The 14,426-nt window shown below is 70.6% G+C and carries 11 protein-coding genes; 8 read left to right on the plus strand and 3 right to left on the minus strand.

Annotated elements, in window-relative coordinates; all coding sequences use genetic code 11:
- Positions 1-346: 346 nt before the first annotated feature.
- The 3 genes from ACFZBU_RS00250 to ACFZBU_RS00260 all read left to right on the plus strand — a co-directional run bounded on the left by ACFZBU_RS00250 (position 347) and on the right by ACFZBU_RS00260 (position 2,362).
- Positions 347-931, plus strand: a complete 585-nt coding sequence (locus ACFZBU_RS00250) for a sigma-70 family RNA polymerase sigma factor (protein WP_391581192.1) — start codon at positions 347-349, stop codon at positions 929-931.
- Positions 928-1,680, plus strand: a complete 753-nt coding sequence (locus tag ACFZBU_RS00255) for an anti-sigma factor domain-containing protein (protein WP_391581193.1) — start codon at positions 928-930, stop codon at positions 1,678-1,680. Before ACFZBU_RS00250 ends, ACFZBU_RS00255 begins: the two co-directional genes overlap by 4 nt.
- A 151-nt stretch (positions 1,681-1,831) precedes the next feature.
- Positions 1,832-2,362 (plus strand): hypothetical protein, encoded by a 531-nt coding sequence (locus ACFZBU_RS00260; RefSeq protein ID WP_391581194.1) that lies wholly within the window; start codon positions 1,832-1,834, stop codon positions 2,360-2,362.
- Between the two features lie 167 nt (positions 2,363-2,529).
- On the opposite strand, the gene recQ is transcribed toward ACFZBU_RS00260, so the two are convergent.
- Together recQ and ACFZBU_RS00270 are read right to left on the minus strand one after the other, a co-directional pair.
- Positions 2,530-4,617, minus strand: coding sequence for a DNA helicase RecQ (gene recQ, locus ACFZBU_RS00265; RefSeq protein ID WP_391581195.1), 2,088 nt, complete (start codon positions 4,615-4,617; stop codon positions 2,530-2,532).
- 505 nt (positions 4,618-5,122) lie between these two features.
- The gene (locus ACFZBU_RS00270) at positions 5,123-6,682 is read right to left on the minus strand and encodes an aldehyde dehydrogenase (NADP(+)) (RefSeq protein ID WP_391581196.1); all 1,560 of its coding nucleotides are present in this window, start codon (positions 6,680-6,682) and stop codon (positions 5,123-5,125) included.
- A 323-nt stretch (positions 6,683-7,005) separates the two neighbouring features.
- Between ACFZBU_RS00270 and ACFZBU_RS00275 the strand changes: the two genes are divergently transcribed.
- Positions 7,006-7,320: a hypothetical protein gene (locus ACFZBU_RS00275; RefSeq protein WP_391581197.1), complete on the plus strand. Its 315-nt coding sequence runs from the start codon at positions 7,006-7,008 to the stop codon at positions 7,318-7,320.
- Between the two features lie 72 nt (positions 7,321-7,392).
- Here the strand turns inward: ACFZBU_RS00275 and ACFZBU_RS00280 are convergent, their stop codons facing one another.
- Complete coding sequence (locus ACFZBU_RS00280; protein ID WP_391581198.1) at positions 7,393-8,439, minus strand: LacI family DNA-binding transcriptional regulator; 1,047 nt, start codon at positions 8,437-8,439, stop codon at positions 7,393-7,395.
- Between the two features lie 367 nt (positions 8,440-8,806).
- Between ACFZBU_RS00280 and ACFZBU_RS00285 the strand changes: the two genes are divergently transcribed.
- The 4 genes from ACFZBU_RS00285 to ACFZBU_RS00300 all read left to right on the plus strand — a co-directional run bounded on the left by ACFZBU_RS00285 (position 8,807) and on the right by ACFZBU_RS00300 (position 14,397).
- Complete coding sequence (locus ACFZBU_RS00285) at positions 8,807-10,465, plus strand: amidohydrolase (RefSeq protein WP_391581199.1); 1,659 nt, start codon at positions 8,807-8,809, stop codon at positions 10,463-10,465.
- A gap of 432 nt (positions 10,466-10,897) precedes the next feature.
- A complete protein-coding gene (locus ACFZBU_RS00290; protein WP_391581200.1) occupies positions 10,898-11,332 on the plus strand; it encodes a MarR family winged helix-turn-helix transcriptional regulator in 435 nt (144 codons plus the stop codon).
- A 60-nt stretch (positions 11,333-11,392) separates the two neighbouring features.
- Positions 11,393-13,066, plus strand: a complete 1,674-nt coding sequence (locus ACFZBU_RS00295; RefSeq protein WP_391581201.1) for an SWIM zinc finger domain-containing protein — start codon at positions 11,393-11,395, stop codon at positions 13,064-13,066.
- Positions 13,067-13,236: 170 nt separating this feature from the next.
- Positions 13,237-14,397, plus strand: coding sequence for a serine/threonine-protein kinase (locus ACFZBU_RS00300; RefSeq protein ID WP_391581202.1), 1,161 nt, complete (start codon positions 13,237-13,239; stop codon positions 14,395-14,397).
- Positions 14,398-14,426 lie beyond the last annotated feature (29 nt).

A 14,426-nucleotide genomic window follows, 5' to 3' on the forward strand; every position in this document is an offset into this window, starting at 1 on the left:
GCCGGTGCGGTGATCGGAACTTGTCCCCTGCTCGTGCCAATCCGTTCGGCGTTCGGCGCCGAATACGGGTCGGACGCCTGTGTGGGGCGGTTCGGACGGAGACGGTGACGGTGGCGGAGACGAACCCGGATTCGGACGAGTCGGCGGTGCGGGTGCACCGCGGTGACCTTTGCGGGATCGGGCTCGAGTGGGAGCGGGACATGGACGATCGGTACGGACACGGCCGACGAGGCGGGTACGAGTTCGCGGACGGCCCCGGGCCCGAGGGCCGCGGTGCCGACGGCGGTATCGGTTCCGGTTCCGGTATCGCGGTCGTGCGTGGCCCGGGGATGTCCGGTGAGCGCGGGTGAGGACCGTCGTGCACATCGCCTCGTCGGATGAGCGCGGGCCGTCCCTGGAGGATCGGCTCGCGAGTGTGGCAAAGGGGGACCAGGAGGCGTTCGCGTTCGTCTACGACGCGGTGATCGGCGCGGTGCTCGGCGTCGCACGTCGGGTGGTCCGCGATCCCGCGCAATCCGAGGAGGTGGCGCAGGAGGTGCTGCTCGACGTGTGGCGTACCGCCGCTCGCTTCCGCCCGGACAAGGGCAGCGCGATGGCCTGGATCCTGACCATGGCCCACCGGCGCGCGGTCGACCGGGTGCGCTCGGCCCAAGCGGCCACCGACCGCGAACACCGCACCGCCGCACGCGAGCACACGACCGAGTACGACGAGGTGACCGAGGCGGTCGAGTCCCGGCTCGAACGCGAGCAGGTAAGGCGCTGTCTGCGCACCCTGACCGAGTTGCAGCGCCAGTCGGTGACCCTGGCCTACTACCGGGGCTGCACCCACCGTGAGGTGGCCGGCCTCCTGGACGTGCCGTTGGGCACGATCAAGACCCGCCTGCGGGACGGCCTGATCCGCCTGCGCGACTGCCTGGGAGTGGGCACATGACCCCCGCCGACCTGCACACGCTGACGGGGGCGTATTCCGTGCACGCCCTCGACGAGGACGAACAGCGGGAATTCGAGAGCCACTTGGCGGTATGTCCGGCCTGCACGCAGGAGGTCGGGGAGTTCCGCGAGACCGCCGCTCGGCTGGCCTCGTCGGTCGGCGCGACACCGTCGGCGGAACTGCGCCGACGGGTACTCGACGGCATTTCGACGGTGCGACAGCTACCTCCCGAACTGCCCGCCCCGGAGCCGGTCGTCGGCATCGGGCGGCGCCGGACCCGGCGGGTCACGGTGTTCGTGGCGGCGGCGTGCCTGGCCGTGATCGGCGCGCTCGGCGGAGTCGCGATCGACCAGTACCAGGACGCCCGCAGGGCCGAGCGGGCAGCGGATGCACAGCGCGAGCGCAGTGCCGGGGTCGAGGCGGTGATCACCGCGCCGGACGCGGTCCAGGCGTCGGCACCGGTGACCGGGGGCGGAACGGCGAAGGTCATCGTGTCCCGCGCGCTGGACCGGACCGTGCTGTTGACGACCGGTTTGCCCTCGTTGTCGAACGCACGGGTGTACCAGGGCTGGTACGACGACAACGGCCACATGCGTTCGATCGGGGTGATTCGGCCGGGTATGGCGTTGCTGGCGTCGGCGATCGAGCGGGCATCGGGAGTCGGGCTCACGGTGGAGCCGGCGGGTGGCTCCGCACAGCCGACGGGAGATCCGATCGTGTTGCTCGAATTCCCGGCCGGGCGGGCGTGAAGGGTCGGGCAGGCCGGGCGGGCATGCGGGTCGCGGGATCGGCCGCGCGGGCGTCGAGGGGTGCGCAGCGGAGTCCGGCGGTCACGGCGGGTGCTCGCGAAGGGTGATCGGAACTTGATTTGTGCTCGCGTGTGTTCGAGGATTTCGAGCCATGGGACCTCTCAAGCCGGATATCGCCGAACTGATCTTTGGATTCATCACCTTCCTGGTGGTCTTGGCGGTGTTCGCGAAGGTGTTGTTGCCGCGCATCGCTCGCACGATCGCCGAGCGGCACGACGCGCTCGAAGGCGGTTTCGACCGGGCGACGGACCTCCAGGCGGAGAGTGAAGCGGCGCTGGCCGAGCTGCGGGCGCAGATGAACGAGACGCGCAAGGAAGCCGCGCTGGTTCGGCAGCAGGCGGCCGAGGAGGGGGCCCGGCTGATGGCCGAGGCGCGTGCGGAGGGACAGCGGATCAAGGACGAGCTCGTCACGTCCGGCCACGAGCGGCTGGACGCGGACCTCGCCCTGGCGAGCGCGTCGCTGCACGCGGAACTGGGCCTGATCGCGACGGAGCTGGCGGGCAAGGTGCTCGGCGAGCCGGTGGGCCCGCTGGTGGCCGACAGCGATGTGATCGAGCGCTTCCTGGCCGAGTTGGACCAGTTGGACACGGAGCAGGGCGGCGGTTCGGCCGACAAGGGCTGAGCGACGGGCGGCACGGGTGGCCGGGTCCGGGGATCGTCTCCTCGGGGCCGGTCACTTCTGCGTTCGGTGGCCGTGACCATTCAGGGCTGGGACTTGGACCGGGCCGGGCCCGGGACCTGGGCGGGCCTGTGCCCGCGTCCCGTGCCCCGGCCCGTGCGGCTCGACAGTCAGCCTCGGTAGTCCGGGTCCGGCTCGAACTCCGGGTAGAACTCCGGCTCCGGTTCGAAGTCGGGTTCGTAGTCGTTCTGGTAATCGGGCTGGTAGTCCGGCAGGGGTTCGCGGATGAGTTCGGGCACCGGCTCGCGGGTGAGCTCGGCGGCGGGTGCCGAGGTGGGCGGCGCCGGGGTACGGGTCGCTCCGGGCGCCTGCGCGGGCGCGGGCGTGGCGGGGCCGCCGGGCGTCGAGCCGGCCAGCGTGTCCAGGATCGACTGGCCGTACTTGGCCAGTTTGTTCTCGCCGATGCCACTGATCGTGCCGAGTTCGGCCAGGGTGCCGGGCCCGGTGGTGGCGATCTCGCGCAGCGTCGCGTCGTGGAAGATCACGTACGCCGGCACGCCCTGCTCCTTCGCGGTCGCCGCGCGCCACGCGCGCAACGCCTCGAAGATCGGCGCAGCCGCCGCGGGCAGCTCGATCGGCGCGGCCTTGCCCTTGCCGGCCTTGGCGGCCCGGTCGGCCTTGGCCGCGCGCGCCGGCCGCTCCGGCTCACGGCGCAGCATCACCTCGCGTCGTCGGCCGAGTACCTCCTCGCTCGCCTCGGTGAGCACGAGCGCGTTGAACGAGGGCTCTACGGCGATCAGCTTCATGGCCAGCAACTGCCGCACCACGCTCATCCATTCGGTCCGACCCAGCTCGGTGCCGATCCCGAACACGCGGAGCGTGTCGTGGTCGAACTGGATGACCTTGGCCGTCTTGGCGCCCAGCAGGATGTCCACGATCTGACCCGCGCCGAACTTCTGCCCGCGCCGCTCGTGCTTGAGCCGCCACACGGTCGACAACACCTTCTGGGCCGCGATCGTGCCGTCCCAGGAGGCCGGCGGCGACAGGCACGTGTCGCAGTTGCCGCACGCGGTGCTCTCCTGGCCGAAGTAGGCGAGCAGGCGTACGCGTCGACACTCGACCGTCTCGCACAGCGCCAACATCGCGTCGAGGTGCGTGCCCAGTCGGCGGCGGTGGGCCTGGTCCCCCTCCGAGCCGTCGATCATCTTGCGCTGCTGCACCACGTCCTGGAGCCCGTACGCGAGCCACGCGGTGGACGGCAACCCGTCGCGCCCGGCGCGGCCGGTCTCCTGGTAGTAACCCTCGACCGACTTGGGCAGGTCCAGATGCGCGACGAAGCGCACGTCGGGCTTGTCGATACCCATCCCGAACGCGATGGTGGCGACCATCACCATGCCGTCCTCGCGCAGGAAGCGGGACTGGTTGGCCGCGCGCACGCGCGAGTCCAGGCCCGCGTGGTACGGCAGCGCGTCGATGCCGTTGTCGACCAGGAACGCGGCGGTCTTCTCCACCGAGGCCCGGGACAGGCAGTAGACGATGCCCGCGTCGCCGGCGTGTTCGGCACGCAGCAGGTCGAGCAGCTGCTTCTGCGGCTTGTCCTTGTGCACGATCCGGTACTGGATGTTGGGCCGGTCGAAGCTGGCCACGAAGTGCCGGGCCTGTTGCAGGTTCAGCCGGGAGGCGATCTCGGCGTGGGTGGCCTCGGTCGCGGTCGCGGTGAGCGCGACGCGCGGCACGTCCGGCCAGCGCTCGTGCAACTGGGAGAGGGTGAGGTAGTCGGGCCGGAAGTCGTGACCCCACTGCGCCACGCAGTGTGCCTCGTCGATCGCGAACAGCGAGACGATGCCCCGGTCCAGGAGTCGCAGGGTCGCGTCGACCTTCAGCCGCTCCGGTGCCAGGTAGAGCAGATCCAACTCGCCGGCCAGGAACTCCGACTCGACCATCCGCCGCTCGTCGGGGTTCTGCGTCGAGTTGAGGAACCCGGCGCGCACGCCCAGCGCGGTGAGGGCGTCCACCTGGTCCTGCATGAGCGCGATCAGCGGGGAGATGACCACGCCGACGCCTTTTCGCACCAGCGCGGGGATCTGGTAGCAGAGCGACTTGCCGCCGCCGGTGGGCATCAGGACGAGTGCGTCGCCGCCCTCGATCACATGGTCGATGATCTCCTGCTGGCTCCCGCGAAACGAGTCGTAACCGAAGACGCGATGCAGAACCTGCAGCGCTTCGCTGATCTGGGGACCGTCGTCGAGCGCTGTCATCCGAGCAGTCTAAGAGCTGCCGGCGACACCCGAAGCCGGTCTGTGGACAACGCGGAGCGACCGTGCGCGGCACGGTTGTGGACAACCCCGAAGGACCTGACCATAACGCTGCGCGGCCGGGCGCGGGCGGCTTCCGGGGAGCTCCCGGAAACCGGCTGGGTGGTATCTCGGGCGCTCGGCGGTGTGATGGGGGCCAGGCCGAGTGGGGGTCCTGGGGTCGTTGAGGGCGGCGGGGTCGCTCTGTGCCGGGGGTGGGGGTGGGACGCGGGGCGGCGCGGGGCTGCCCGGGACGGGGCGCGGGGGCGGTGCGGTGCCGCTCGGGGCGGGGGCGGACGCGGCGCGGGATCGCTCGGGACGGGTGTGGGTGTGGGCGCGGTGCGGGCCTGGCTCGGGTGGGATGCGGGCGCGGATTGCTTACGGCGGGGCGTGGACGCGGCGCGGGATCGCTCGGGACGGCTGTGGGTGTGGTTCGGGCCTGGTCGGGTGCGGGCGCGGCGCGGGTTGCCTACGGCTGGGTGCGGCGCGGAATGCCCAGCGGGTTGGCGTCCCGCAGTTCCGCGGGGAGCAGCGCGTCCGGCCAGTCCTGGTACGCGGTCGGCACCAACCAGCGTTCCAGGGCGGTGCCGCCGACCGAGGTGTGGCCCGGGGCGGTGGTGGCGGGCCACGGGCCGCCGTGATGCATCGCCCAGCACACCGCGACGCCGGTGGGCCAGCCGTTGTGGATGAGCCGGCCGACGCGCGGACGCAGGGCGGCGCCGACCCGGGCGGCGAGCGGGTGGTCGGCCACGACCGTGTGTACCGAGCCGGTGAGGCTGCCCGGGAGCCGGTCGAGTGCGGCGAGCAGGGCGTCCTCGTCGGCGTAGGTGACCACCAGGCCGGCCGGACCGAAGGTCTCCTCGGTCAGCTCGGCCGCGTGCGCGACGAATTCGGCGAGGTCGACATGCCACACCACCGGTGCCACCGACCAGGCCCCCTCGGCGGCGGTGCCCCGGGCGAGCTCGCGTCCCGCGTGCGCCGACGTGCCGTCCTCGTACGCGTCTCGGATGCGTTCGGACAACATCGGGCCGCCGGTCGCGGTGCGGGCGTGCGTGGCAATGGCGTCCGGGAGCTCGGTGGCCTCCGGCACGAACAGCAGCCCCGGGTTGGTACAGAACTGGCCGGTGCCGAGGGTGAGTGAGCCGAGGTAGCCGGCGGCCAGTTCCTCGGCGCGTTCGGCCGCCGCGCCGGGCAGTACCACGACCGGGTTGACGCTGCCCAGTTCGCCGAAGAACGGGATCGGGTCGGGGCGGCCGGCAGCGAGGTCGAACAGGGCCCGCCCGCCCGCGAGCGAGCCGGTGAAGCCGACGGCGGCGATCCCGGGGTGGGTGACCAGCGGGCCGCCCGCGGCGCGGCCGACGACCAGGCCGAGCAGGTCCTCGGACGCGCCGGCGGCGGTCAACGCGGTACGCACCACCCGGGCCACCGCGAGCGACGTGGCCGGATGCGCCTCGTGTGCCTTGACCACGACCGGACACCCGGCCGCCCACGCGGACGCGGTGTCGCCACCGGCGACGGAGAAGGCGAACGGGAAGTTGCTCGCGGCGAACACCGCGACCACACCGATCGGGTGCAACATCCGCCGCACATCGGGCCGGCCGAGCGCCGGATCGGCCGGGCTGAGCACCGCGCCCACGTGTGCGCCGTCCCGGAGCAGGTCGGCGAACATCCGCAGTTGGCCGGACGTACGGGCGACCTCGCCGGTGAGCCGCACCTCGCCCAGCGCGGTCTCCGCGTCCGCGACGGCGACCAACTCGGCACGCGCGGCGTCGAGCGCATCGGCGACGGCCTCCAGCACCTCGGCCCGCTCGGGACCCGAACACCCGGCCCACCCCGGTGCGGCGGCCCGGGCGGCGGCGACGACGCGATCGACATCGGCCTCGGTGCTGCTGGCCACGGGATCCCCGACCGGCGCTCCGGTGCGGGGGCTGCGCCCCTGTACGGCGGCCGGTGGTACTGCGGGCGACTGTTCGACGGCCGGCTGCACGACGGTCGGCTCGGCGGTGGGAGTCGGGGTCGACTCGATCACGGCGATTCCTCCGGGTCGGACGAACGATGCCTGAGGGGTGGTCAGGCGCGGTGGGGCGAGGTCGATGATCCGGAAACCATCGAATCATGATCTCGGGTGGGTGTTTCGACAGCCGTCGAGTCGAAAGCCTCGCGGGTACCGTGCGGAACCGGCTGAACGGATCGAACCGGCTGAACGGGTCGAACCGGCTGAACGGGTCGAACCGGCTGAACGGGTCGAACAGGCTGAACGGACAGAGCCGACTGAACGGATCGAACCGGCTGAACGGACAGAGCCGACTGAACGGGTCGAACAGGCGGAACGCGCCGAGGAGATGAGGAAGCATGTCGGCACTACCCGCCTGGATGCATCCGCCGAACGGCACCCGTTGGACCGCCGACGACATGGACAGGTTGCCGCCGGAGGCGCCGCGTCACGTGGAACTCATCGATGGGGCCCTGATCTTCAGGATGGCGCCGCAACGGATCTTCCATTCCCGGGTCAAGCGCAACCCGACATCGGCACTGGCCGCGCAGGCACCGGTCGACATCGGCGTCGACGAGGAGATGACCGTCCGCCTCGACGACATCGATCGGACCCGGTTGCAGGTTGCGGTGCCCTTCCCGATCGACATCGATCTCGCGGCTCTGATGGGGTGAGTCGGGCCGCCGCCGGACGGTGTTGCGCCGCCGGTCGGTGTCGCTCCGCGCGGTCCGGGGCGTCTGGACGGGTCAGCCGTTTCGGCGTGAGGTGCCTCGGATCTCCAGGTGGGTCGGTACGAGCCGGCCGGTGGGGGTGGGGTCGCCGGATTCCAATGCTTTGAGCAGCAACTCGACTCCCACGGAGGCGATTTCGGCCGGGTTCAGGCTCAGGGTGGTGATCGGCGGGTCGGTCTGGGCGGCGGTCGGGTCGTCGCTGACGCACACGATCAGCAGGTCCTCCGGGACGCTCAGGCCGTGGGCACGGACGGTATCCAGGATCAGCGGCGGGCTCACCTCGGTGAGCACGAAGAGCGCGTCCGGGCGATCGGGTCGCGCCAGCATGTGATCGACCACGGCGCGGGTGGCCTGGTTGCCGGGACGTGCGGTCAGTTCCACGAGGGGAGCGAATCCCCGTTCCAGACACCATGCGTGATACGTCGTCAGGGCTTCCTCGTAGAACAGCGAGGTGGAGTGCGCGGCCACCAGGCCGATCCGCCGTGCGCCGCCCGCGGCCAGATGATCGAGCACGCCGCGTACGGCGGCCACGTGGTCGATGTCCACCCAGTGCGCACCGGTCATGCCCTCCAGCCGCCGGTCGGAGACGACCGGGATGCGGGCCGCCAGGAAGTCCTCGACCAACGGGTCGTCCGCGAGCGGGTCGGCCACCACGGCCGCGTCCAGCGGCAGGTCCGCCCACTCGTCCCTGGCCGAGTGGGTGGGCAGCAGGACCAGCGCGTATCCGTGGGCGAGCGCGGCCTGCGCGGTGGCGCTGGTGAGCTGGGCGAAGTAGGGCGATTCCATGTACGACCACGGCGTGTCCACGTACTCGCGCACCGCGTATCCGATCAGCCGGGCGTGCCCCGCCCGCAGCAGTCGCGCGGTCGCGTTGGGCCGGTAGCCGAGTCGGCGCGCGGTCTCCTGCGCGTGCAGCCGGACCGCGTCGGACAGCCGGCCGGTGCCGTTCAGGGCGGCCGAGACGGTGGTCTTGGACAGCCCCGCCTCGCGCGCCACGTCGACGAGTCGGACCCGGGGCACGGAGGCGGGACGCCGGCCCCCGCCGCGAGGTGAGGTGGTCATGTCACCACATGCTGCCGGCTGCCGAGTTGCCAGTCACGTGCGGTCCATCGAGCGGTGACCTTCGGAAAACCGTTCCCGCATGTGCTTGTGCGGGAACGTTCCCGCGTCGATACTCCACACAGCTTCGGCGGCGGGCGGTGAGCCCGGGCATCTCGGTGCCCCCGTGACCTCTGCGTCGGCTTCCGCGGGCTTCCGCGGGCGTCCTTGGTCCTCGGGTGTTCTTGGGCGTCCTTGGTCCTTGGGTGTTCTTGGGCGCCTTTTGGCTTCCTTCGGGTGCCTTTGGCGCCGGTCGTCCGCTTCCCGTTCGCAGCCCCATCCACCGCCTTCGCCCGTTGCTTCCCTTCCCGTCGTCTGCGCAAGGAGTCTCATGTCCACCCCTGCCGATGTCGTTTTCCGAGGTGGGCCGGTCCACACGATCGACGCCGCTCGTCGCCGGGCCACGGCGGTTGCCGTGCGTGACGGGCGGATCGTGGTCGTCGGGCACGACCCGGACGTACGCGACCTGATCGGCCCGCGTACCGACGTGATCGACCTGGCCGGACGGGCATTGGTGCCCGGCTTCCAGGACTCGCACGTCCATCCCGCCCTGGCGGGGATGACGCTGATCCGCTGCGACCTCTCCGAAGCGCGGGACGCCGAGGCGACGTTCGCGCTGATCCGCACGTACGCGGCCGACCGGTCCGAAGAGGCGTGGATCAGCGGCGGCGGCTGGAGCATGGAGGCGTTCGCGGGTGGTACGCCGAGCCGGCACCAACTCGACGCGATCGTGCCGGACCGCCCGGCGTTCCTGATCAACGCGGACGGCCACGGCGCGTGGGTCAACACGCGCGCCCTCGAACTCGCCGGCGTCACCCGGGACACCCCGGACCCGGCCGACGGGCGGATCGAGCGCGAGGCCGACGGCACCCCGCAGGGCACCCTGCACGAGGGCGCGACCGCCCTGGTCGGCGACCTCGTACCGGGCCTGGACGCGGCGGACGCCCTGCGTGCGCTGCTCGCCGGCCAGGCGCGCATGCACTCGGTCGGTGTGACGTCCTGGCAGGACGCGATGGTCGGCTCGGCCCACCCGGGGCTGGACCCGTTGGAGTCCTACCTCACGGCGGCCCGTTCGGGGCAGCTCACCGCCCGGGTCGTGGGCGCGCTGTGGTGGGAACGCGACCACGGCGCCGAGCAGTTGGAACGACTGCTCGACCTGCGGGCGTCCTCGTCGGTCGGGCGCTTCGCGGCGACCAGCGTGAAGATCATGCAGGACGGCGTCGCGGAGAACTTCACCGCCGCCCTGAACGAGCCCTACTTCGACGGTTGCGGCTGCCACACCGGCAACAGCGGCCTGAGCTTCGTCGACCCGATCGCGCTGCGCGAGCACGTCACGCTGCTGGACGCGCACGGCTTCCAGGTACACGTGCACGCGGTCGGCGACCGGGCCGCCCGCGAGGCGCTGAACGGCTTCGCCCAGGCACTCGCGACGAACGGCCGCGGCGACCACCGGCACCACATCGCGCATCTCCAGGTGATCCACCCCGACGACGTACCGCGCTTCGCCGCACTGGGCGTGACCGCCAACCTGCAACCCCTGTGGGCCGCCCACGAGGCCCAGATGGACGAACTCACCATCCCGTTCCTGGGCGACGAACGCGCCGCGTGGCAATACCCGTTCGGTGACCTGCTCCGCTCCGGCGCCACGCTGGCGGCGGGCAGCGACTGGCCGGTGAGCGCACCGGATCCGATGTGGGGCATCCACACGGCGGTCAACCGCGTACTGCCGTCCTTCGCGGACCCGTCCGACACCGTCTTCCTCCCCGAGCAGCGCATCGACCTCACGGCGGCCCTGGCCGCCTACACGGTGGGCACGGCGTACGTGAACCACCGCGACCACGACACGGGCACCATCGAGCCCGGCAAGCTCGCCGACGTGGTGGTCCTCGACCGCGACCCGTACGCGGGCCCGGCGACGGAGATCGGCGAGACGGGAGTACTGGGGACGTACGTGGAGGGCGTGGCCGTATACGCGGCGCAGGGGCTGTAAGGCCCGCCGGGTAGACCCGGCCGGCTCCCGACTCGTGGGGTGGGCGCCCTCTGCGGAGGAGAGGACGTCCACCCCACACCCATGGGGGCATGATCCTTGTGAAGACAATCTGTGTACAGATAATCTACGCGGGGCGAGATTTGGTCGGACCGTACGAAGCAAACCGGACTGAACCCAATGGAACCGAACCGGATCGAGCCGACCGGCACCGGATCGGTCCGGGCCGGATCGGACCGGATCGGCCGGATCGATCCGGAGCAGCCGACGAACGCCTGCCGCAGGCCGCAGGCCGTCGGACGCGGGTCATCCTGGACGGCGTCTACCTCGACCATCTCCTCTCGTCCCTCTGCTCCTGCCAATTCCTCCAGTCCCTACGCCCCGTCGTCCCTGCGTCCTCTCCATCTCCTACGCACGTCGAAGGCGGCGCCCGAAATGCCCCTGAGCCCTGAAGACAGCCCCGGCTTCCTGCTCTGGCACACCACCCTGCGCTGGCAACGTGCCATGGCCGCGACCCTGACCCCCCTCGACCTGACCCACCCTCAATTCGTACTTCTGGCGAGCCTGCACTGGCTCGACACCCAGGGCGCCCACCCCAACCAACTCGCCCTGGCCACGCACGCCGGCATGGATGTCAAAACCGTCAGCCAAGTCCTGCGCCGCCTCGAAGCCAAGGGCTACCTGACCCGGGAGACCGACCCGACCGACACCAGGGCCAAGCTCCTTCGCATCACCGAACCCGGCAGCACACTCGCGAAGCGAGCCATGCACGACGTCGAGGCGGCCGACGCAGCCTTCTTCGCCGAGGTCCCCGAATACGCAAGCCTCCTGAGCTCCCTGCGCCACCTCTCCGGTACTCCCGACAAGTAGGAGAACAGCATTTCCGGCACCGGGACGTGCGGCTCGGGAACTTGCGGTTTGATGGAAGTCATGCCGGTACCACCACCGTTCACCGAACAGGACCTCCTCGACGCCGCCGGAGACAAGTCGTACAGCCGTGGAGAGGGTTACCTCGACGCAGTCGCGAACCTCACCGAGGAGGATCCGGGCTACGTCACGGCCGTCGTATACGGAAACGACACCTACGCGGTGGTTCTCGAATACGGAGCGGACGGCCTCACCGGCGACTGCGATTGCCCGTACGGCGAACAGGGCTACTTCTGCAAGCACTGCGTCGCCGTCGGCCTCGTCTTCCTCCGCTCCGCCACGGCTCACCCGGTCGAGGCGGCGCAGGCCACCACGTTCGACCTCCGCGCCTACCTGGCCTCGCTCGATCCCCACGAACTCGTCGACCTCCTCGACGAGGCGGCCCGCAGCGACCCCGACCTGCGCCGGCGGCTCACCCTGCGCGCGGCCCGCACCGACGGCGGCGCCGGCCCGGACATCACGTCGATCCGCGAGCACCTGGGCCGCGCGCTCCGCACCTACGGCTACCTGGACCGGCGCGGCGCCTACGCCTACGCCGAGGCCGTCGCCGACATCGCCGAGACGCTGCGGGAGCTGTACGAGGGCGCCCATCACGTCGCCGTCATCGACCTCTCCGCCCGCGCTTTGAGCCTGATCGGCACGGCCCTCGACGAGATCGACGACTCCGACGGTGGCATCACCGAGGAGGGCGAAGCCCTGGTGGAACTGCACGCCGAAGCGTGCGCGGCCGCCTCACCCGACCCCGCCGAACTGGCCGAGTGGCTGATCAACTTCCAACTCGCGAACCACAATTGGCCGGAACTGGCGATCCGGGACTACACCGAGCCGCTCGGGGAAACCGGGATCACGCACTACGCCGCCAGGCTGCGCGCCATCCAGGAAGACCGCGCCGGCAGGCACGACGAGCACAGGTGGTTGATCCGGCATCTCCGGGAAGACCTGGCCAAAGTACGAAAAGACACGGACGCGCAGGTCGAGGCACTCGCCGACGACCTCACCCACGGCTACGCCTACCTCCGCATAGCCCAGGTCCTCGCCGCCGCCGACCGCGAGGCCGAGGCCCTCGACTGGGCCGAACGCGGCTTCACCGAACACCCGAACGAGCCCAGGCTCGCCGACTACCTGACGCAGCGCTACAGCGCCGCAGGCCGGGACGCGGACACCCTGAAGATCCGCTGGGAGCAATTCCGCCACCAGCCGAGCGTCGCGCTCCACAGCCAAGTCCTCGAAGCCGCCCGGGCGATCGGCGAACTCGACCACTACCGCGCCGAGACCCTGCGACTACTACGCGCCGCAGCCGGCGAAAGGCCCACCGGCACTTGGGCGGCCCGAGTCCTGATCGACGTCCTGCTCGCCGACGAGCACTTCGACCAGGCATGGAAGGCAGCCGAAACCTTCGGCGCCAACCGCGACCACTGGCTGCGCCTCGCCGAAGCCTGCCAAACCACCCGCCCCACCGAAGCCCTGGCCATCTACGTCCGAGAAGCCGCAGCCCTCATCAAAACAATGGGCAACGACGCCTACGCCCGCGCCGCCGACCTCCTCGCCCGCGCCCGAGACGTCTCCCGAGCCACCGGCCACGAGCCCGAGTGGCAAGAGCACTTCACCAAACTCCGCACCGAACACCACCGCAAACGAAACCTGACCGCCGAACTCACCCGACGTGGCCTCATCTGAACCGGTACGAGACCGGGACCATGACAAGCTCGCTGCTCTTCCCAGTGACGAGCCCAGCCCGCCAAGGTACGCAGCGGCTGCGGCGCCGGTGGTGCGAACGGAATCGGTGCACCTCATCGCGCGCCTAGACTGTCATGCGCAGAGGTACTGGACGTGACGGGGTGACGTCGGTGGAACCGCTTCAACCTGGGGATCCGTTGTCGATCGACGGGTACACCCTCCTGGCCAGGATCGGCGCGGGCGGCATGGGGCGGGTCTACCTCGGCGAGTCGGCGGCAGGACGGCATGTGGCCGTCAAAGTAATCAAGCCTTCCGTTTTGGACGAAGATGCCAGGGCCCGGTTCATCCATGAAGTGGACAACCTCAAGACCGTTTACGGGCCGGGAGTCGCCGCATTTGTCGCCGCCGACGCGCATGCGGAGCAGCCGTGGTTGGTGGTCGAGTATGTGCACGGACACGATCTGCGCACCCACGTCGAACGACACGGCCCTCTTCCAGTTGCGGAGTCCGCGAGTCTGGGGGCGCTGTTGGCCGAGGGCATCGGCACGGTTCACGAGGCCGGGCTATTGCATCGTGACCTCAAGCCGCCGAACATCTTGTTGGCCGAGTACGGACCCAAAGTCATCGACTTCGGTCTCGCGGTGCTGGCCGAGCGCCGCAGCGCGTTCACGGCCACCGGGTTCGTCGTCGGCTCCATCACGTGCATGCCACCGGAGCAGGCCCGTGGCGAGCAGCAGTTGAATTGGGCCGCCGACGTGTATGCCTTGGGTGCGGTCCTGCTGTACGCCGCCACCGGGCACTATCCGTACACCGGAACCACGTGGCAGGCCACGGCGCTCAAGATCGAGGATCCTGCGACTGCCCCCGATCTGTCGGGCTTGTCTTCGGAACTGATGGATCCGATCAAGGCCATGCTGAAACGTGACCCGTCAGCGCGGCCGACCCTCGACGAGGTCACGAGGATGCTTGTGGCCGTCGTGCACGGCCACGGACTCACGGCAGGGCAGGGCAAGCGTCGTCTCGCCGACTGCACGGCGTCGGACCTTCCGGTGCTTCCCGATCTCGGAGTGGAGACCACGTCGCCTCCTGAGGTCGAGTATGTGCCCGGGCTCTTGGATCCCGCCGCCCAGGGGAGGTCGGAGCTGGGAACAGGTCCGCAAGCGGAGGCGGCAATCGTCGACGCCGGCGTCACCTCTGAGCGTCGGGCACCGGTTCGAGCGGGCCATGATCCCGCCGAACAGCCCTGGGGGGCGTCTGGTCCACGCCTTCCGGTCCCCTTGGCGATCGCCGAACGCATGCGCGCCGCGTACGCTCCTGACGCGCGATTTTGATCGGAAGACTTTGCCGAAGTCGGCACGGG

This window comes from Embleya sp. NPDC008237 (assembly GCF_042956465.1).
Lineage (GTDB): Bacteria > Actinomycetota > Actinomycetes > Streptomycetales > Streptomycetaceae > Embleya.

Excerpts from the sequence above, each read along its gene's own strand:
- recQ (WP_391581195.1), bottom strand. The coding sequence starts at position 4,617 with ATGACAGCGCTCGACGACGGTCCCCAGATCAGCGAAGCGCTGCAGGTT.
- ACFZBU_RS00275 (WP_391581197.1), top strand. The coding sequence starts at position 7,006 with ATGTCGGCACTACCCGCCTGGATGCATCCGCCGAACGGCACCCGTTGG.
- ACFZBU_RS00260 (WP_391581194.1), top strand. The coding sequence starts at position 1,832 with ATGGGACCTCTCAAGCCGGATATCGCCGAACTGATCTTTGGATTCATC.
- ACFZBU_RS00295 (WP_391581201.1), top strand. The coding sequence starts at position 11,393 with ATGCCGGTACCACCACCGTTCACCGAACAGGACCTCCTCGACGCCGCC.
- ACFZBU_RS00285 (WP_391581199.1), top strand. The coding sequence starts at position 8,807 with ATGTCCACCCCTGCCGATGTCGTTTTCCGAGGTGGGCCGGTCCACACG.
- ACFZBU_RS00255 (WP_391581193.1), top strand. The coding sequence starts at position 928 with ATGACCCCCGCCGACCTGCACACGCTGACGGGGGCGTATTCCGTGCAC.
- ACFZBU_RS00280 (WP_391581198.1), bottom strand. The coding sequence starts at position 8,439 with ATGACCACCTCACCTCGCGGCGGGGGCCGGCGTCCCGCCTCCGTGCCC.
- ACFZBU_RS00290 (WP_391581200.1), top strand. The coding sequence starts at position 10,898 with ATGCCCCTGAGCCCTGAAGACAGCCCCGGCTTCCTGCTCTGGCACACC.